Source organism: Dyella sp. KRB-257 (genome assembly GCF_049445995.1).
GTDB lineage: Bacteria > Pseudomonadota > Gammaproteobacteria > Xanthomonadales > Rhodanobacteraceae > Dyella_A.
Genome location: NZ_JBMSDZ010000048.1, coordinates 1 through 2,683, shown reverse-complemented (window position 1 = coordinate 2,683; position 2,683 = coordinate 1). Strand labels below are relative to the sequence as shown.

5 protein-coding genes are annotated in these 2,683 nt (G+C 59.5%); 3 read left to right on the top strand and 2 right to left on the bottom strand.

What is annotated here, in order from left to right:
* Positions 1–114: 114 nt before the first annotated feature.
* Positions 115–333, bottom strand: a complete 219-nt coding sequence (locus tag ACO2Q2_RS17375; RefSeq protein WP_423257505.1) for a hypothetical protein — start codon at positions 331–333, stop codon at positions 115–117.
* Between the two features lie 114 nt (positions 334–447).
* On the opposite strand from ACO2Q2_RS17375, the gene ACO2Q2_RS17370 reads away from it, so the two are divergent.
* Together ACO2Q2_RS17370 and ACO2Q2_RS17365 are read left to right on the top strand one after the other, a co-directional pair.
* Entirely contained in the window at positions 448–744 is a 297-nt protein-coding gene (locus ACO2Q2_RS17370) for a hypothetical protein (protein ID WP_423257504.1), read from the top strand.
* Positions 745–1,326: 582 nt separating this feature from the next.
* Positions 1,327–1,854 carry a hypothetical protein gene (locus ACO2Q2_RS17365; RefSeq protein WP_423257503.1) on the top strand — a complete coding sequence of 176 codons (528 nt, stop codon included), beginning with the start codon at positions 1,327–1,329 and terminating at the stop codon, positions 1,852–1,854.
* A 53-nt stretch (positions 1,855–1,907) separates the two neighbouring features.
* Here ACO2Q2_RS17365 and ACO2Q2_RS17360 read toward each other — a convergent pair whose 3' ends face one another.
* Complete coding sequence (locus ACO2Q2_RS17360) at positions 1,908–2,177, bottom strand: hypothetical protein (RefSeq protein WP_423257502.1); 270 nt, start codon at positions 2,175–2,177, stop codon at positions 1,908–1,910.
* Positions 2,178–2,244: 67 nt separating this feature from the next.
* Between ACO2Q2_RS17360 and ACO2Q2_RS17355 the strand changes: the two genes are divergently transcribed.
* Complete coding sequence (locus tag ACO2Q2_RS17355) at positions 2,245–2,514, top strand: hypothetical protein (protein WP_423257501.1); 270 nt, start codon at positions 2,245–2,247, stop codon at positions 2,512–2,514.
* Positions 2,515–2,683: the final 169 nt, after the last annotated feature.

The window sequence follows — 2,683 nt, the reverse complement described above, 5'->3', positions numbered from 1 at the left end:
CGCCTTGTTGACCCCCTCATGCGGCGTTTCGCCCCGCGAAATCACCACAGCGAAGCACTATGCGCGGCACGGACGTATAGACGTCCGTAAGCCGGCACGGGCATGGTGAGGTGGTCACGGAATCAGGTTTGCGTTAGAGGGCGGTGTCGCATTTGTCATTTCAGGGGTAGCTCGTCGCAACATGCAGCGCATCGCACGCACCAGCACCAGAGCAGCTTCGGCCGGCATCGGCACAATCGTTATGCGCTCGGCTTGCGGCAGCACCCGTGTCATGGCTTCGTTGCGCGCACGCGCAAGTTCAAGTGTTTGGCGGTCGGGGTGGTCAAGCTCCATGCATCTCAGCTTCGGTCAGCCTCGTGTATCGTGCGGGCACCGCCGTCTAACACGGCGTCCAAGCGGACGCGCAAAAAGCGCGCGCCGCTTAACTCTGCGTTAGGCTTCAAACCCATGATCAAGCGCATCATGTTGGCAATCGCACTGGGCATTCTGGCAACGGCTGTACTCATTGCTTTGTCGTTTGCTGCTGATTCGTATGGGTTCACGTCGTTAGCAAGCGGACTGTTTTGGCAAAACTCACTTCTACAAAGTTTCGCGCCGCTGGGTAACGTGGGCACGTCGGCGCATCCAATCCACGAGGGCTCGCCGCTCAACTTCCTTGCGTTCCTTGCTAGCATCCCTGTTGGCGTCGTCTTTTACAGTCTGGTGGCATACGTTGCGCTCTCCGTAGCGAGGCAGCGCGCCTAACCAGTCGTCCAAGCGGACGCGCGAAAAGCGCGCGCCGCTTAACTCAAGCGTTAGTCGGTAGCTCGTGCTGGTCTTTCGTGTCGTGTGTTTCGCCCAGCTTCGCGCTGGCTTGCCGTCCCTCGCCGCAACAGCATTTCGCGCGGCATTGCGGCAATGCCCTCCGCTTTCAAAGCTGGTAGCTTGTGGGGGTCGGTTGCTCGTCGTTCTGCGCTCGTCCAGGCCAGCAGCCTCGCCCAAGCGCACCGCGTCGCAACCGTCTAACTTCTCGTCCAAGCGGACGGCTCCGCCGCCGCTTAACTCAAGCGTTAGTCGGTAGCTCGTGTTGGTCTTTCGTGTCGTGTGTTTCGCCCAGCTTCGCGCTGGCTTGTCGTCCCTCGCCGCCGCAGCATTTCGCGCGGCATTGCGGCAAGCCCTCCGCTTTCAGAGCTGGTAGCTTGTGGGGGTCGGTTGCTCGTCGTTCTGCGCTCGTCCAGGCCAGCAGCCTCGCCCAAGCGTACCTCGTCGCAACCGTCTAACTTCTCGTCCAAGCGGACGGCTCCGCCGCCGCTTAACTCAAGCGTTAGAGCCCAAAGGGGGGTATTCATGAAGTTCCAAGTTCACGGGCCATTTGACGTCCCACGGTCGAACGGGCTGATCGACAATTCCGCAGCATCGCAAAGAAAATTCTGGGCCACCATCCGCAGCAGCGCTCCCAAACTGTCGGAAGCATGTGGGTGTTATATCTTCGTCATAAAAGCTAGGCGCGGCTCACTTCCTTGGTACGTGGGTCGCACTACCAAGCGAACGTTCAAAGGCGAGGCGCTTGGTGCACATCAGGTCAATCACTACAATCAGGCGCTCGGCAAAAAGGTCGGGGTCACGCCGCAACTGTTCTTCGTTTCAAAGCTCACGCCGTCGGGGCGGCTTGCTAAGCCTTCGAGCAATTCACACAAGGATATCGAGTTCCTCGAAACGTTTCTCTTCGGGGTCGCGCTCAAACGCAATCCAAACCTTCGCAACGCAAAGAGCACAACATTTCTAAAGCGGCTTGTCGTGCCTGGTGTCATCAATTCGCCACAGCGCCCGCCAACAACGGCAGAGCGCGCAATGAAGGTAGCGTTTGGGCTCTAACTATTCGCTCAACCGGACGCAAATCCCGCTACGCGGTCTTTGCGCCGGTTAGCTCAAGCGTTAGTCGGCAGTGCAGCAGTCATGATTTCAGGGGGCGTTCGTCGCAAAATGGAGCTGATCTCACGCGCCAGCATCAGAGCCGCTTCGGCCAGCGCCGTCGCAACGGTTTCGGGTGCGGCTTGCGGGGATGCTTCTGCCGCTCCGGCGAGCATCGCCGCCAGTGCCAGGCTCAACGCATCCGTTGCGTTCGCGGCATGGGCGTCGTCGCTTCGTTTAACATCGGGCGTTGCCGTGGTGGCACCGCCGTCTAACACGGCGGTCAAGCGGACGGCGTACCGCCGCCGCTTACCTTTGCGTTAGACCTTAGTCACACATCAAGGGAATTTATCTATGGGCGACCGTATTACCGCGAGCTTTGACACTTTGCTTAGCCAAGCATCAATGACGGCTGGCGCCTACATGTCTAGCGCAGTTCGCGAAATTGATGAGACGTTCGGCAGCGGATTCGCCAAGGCAAACCCTGCGTTGGTTGCGGCATTTATGCAGGTGGCCTCCGCAGATTTCGCCACAGCGTCAAACGGGAAAATTCTTGGCTCGGCCCTTGATCGTATCTCGGGCGCGCTCAGCGACGTTGCCGAGGCGCTGCGCGATCAGGGTTGAGGTCTAACAAATCGTTCAAGGCGGACGGCTTCGCCGCCGCTTAACTCAAGCGTTAGTCGGCAGTGCGGCAGTCACGATTTCAGGGGGAGTTCCTCGCAACATGGAGCTGATCGCACGCACCAGCATCAGAGCCGCTTCGGCCAGCACCGTCGCAACGGTCTCGCGTGCG

Bases quoted from the DNA above. Each gene is read 5' to 3' on its own strand.
- ACO2Q2_RS17375 (WP_423257505.1), bottom strand. From the start codon at position 333: ATGGAGCTTGACCACCCCGACCGCCAAACACTTGAACTTGCGCGTGCG.
- ACO2Q2_RS17370 (WP_423257504.1), top strand. From the start codon at position 448: ATGATCAAGCGCATCATGTTGGCAATCGCACTGGGCATTCTGGCAACG.
- ACO2Q2_RS17365 (WP_423257503.1), top strand. From the start codon at position 1,327: ATGAAGTTCCAAGTTCACGGGCCATTTGACGTCCCACGGTCGAACGGG.
- ACO2Q2_RS17355 (WP_423257501.1), top strand. From the start codon at position 2,245: ATGGGCGACCGTATTACCGCGAGCTTTGACACTTTGCTTAGCCAAGCA.